General features: G+C 54.3%; 1 protein-coding gene. It reads right to left on the bottom strand.

Annotated elements, in window-relative coordinates; all coding sequences use genetic code 11:
* Positions 1–4: 4 nt before the first annotated feature.
* Entirely contained in the window at positions 5–1,222 is a 1,218-nt protein-coding gene (locus ACKWCC_RS19310; RefSeq protein WP_413997605.1) for an ISL3 family transposase, read from the bottom strand.
* Positions 1,223–1,273: the final 51 nt, after the last annotated feature.

Consider the following 1,273-nt stretch of genomic DNA (forward strand, 5'->3'; position numbering starts at 1 on the left):
GGTTCTATGTTAAATACAGTGGGTAATCGAATTTCAGTTTACCCGCTATGAAATAGATCATGTTTATAAAATTCTCCGTGTTCCGGTAGCCCCTTGCCCTTTTCTTGGCAAGCTGTATCTTGGAGTTTATCCCTTCCAGTATCCCGTTGTTTATCCTGCTATGGATGTAGTTCATTATTCCGCTCCAATGCGCCCTTATGGTGTCGGCCGCCTTGATGAAGGGGCGCATTCCCGATTCGTCGACCATGTCGCACCAGAAGGCGAGGTAGCTTTCCGCCTCCTCTTTGTCCCTTAGCCCCCAAAAATCCTCGAAGAGCTGCTTGAGCCTGTATCCCTCCCCCAGTTTCGGGTAGTACTCCAGGATCAGGTCCCTCTCCTCTTTCAGGCGTGGTGCGAGCCTGTTCTTCAACAGGGTGTACTTGTGCCCCTTCAACATATCGTTGCCCCGCCTTTCGAGTTTCCTGAGCTCGTCCATGGCCTTGTTCACTTCCTTGACCACGTGGAACTTGTCGAAGGTGACCGCCGCGCCGGGCAGATGCTCCCTGCAACCGGAGATAAATGCCGGGGACATGTCGATGCACACCTGTTCTATCCCCTCGGCGGGAACCTTCTTCCCCTCGAGGTATTCCACGCTCTTTTTCAGGCAGTCGGAATCCTTGCCCTGGGTGGCGAACAGGACCCTGCGCAATTCCAGGTCGACCATCGTCGTGACATAGTGGTGGCCCTTTTTGGTTGAGGTCTCGTCGAAGCCCACCTTTGTAAGGTCCGTAACGGTGTCGGCACTGTGCGCCCTCGAGATCCAATAGTTGAACACCCGCCATATCCTGTCCGGGTAGACCCTGAGCATCTTCGCCACCTTGTTCACCGGCATCTCGTTCTCTATCAACAGCATGGCGTAGGCCTCGAAGAGCAGCGTGAACCCGCTCCCTGGGCGCGCCCAGGGCACGGCCTGTGTCCTTACCTTGCCGTCCGCCCGTTTCACGCGCGGCACCCTGGCATGGATATAACAGCGGTGCTGGAAGAAGTTCAGGTGCTCCCAACTGCGGTCAACGGTATCGTGGGCGCTTGAAGCGATTCCGTCACCGGCATCAAACTTATGGCCCCTGACAAAGTCCAAATGTATGTCGAGTCTCGATCCAGAGGCGTCGAAGGACATCTCCTTTATATACCACGGATCGGTAAGACCCAGGGCGAGTGCGAATATTTCCTTGGAATTTTCCATCCCCCGAAAATAACAATTTACTAACTTACCCACTCAAAACACGATAGAGCC

Origin of the sequence: Maribacter aquimarinus (genome assembly GCF_047345505.1) — a bacterium.
GTDB lineage: Bacteria > Bacteroidota > Bacteroidia > Flavobacteriales > Flavobacteriaceae > Maribacter.

Coding starts and splice junctions, on each gene's coding strand:
- ACKWCC_RS19310 (WP_413997605.1), bottom strand. CDS start 1,222: ATGGAAAATTCCAAGGAAATATTCGCACTCGCCCTGGGTCTTACCGAT.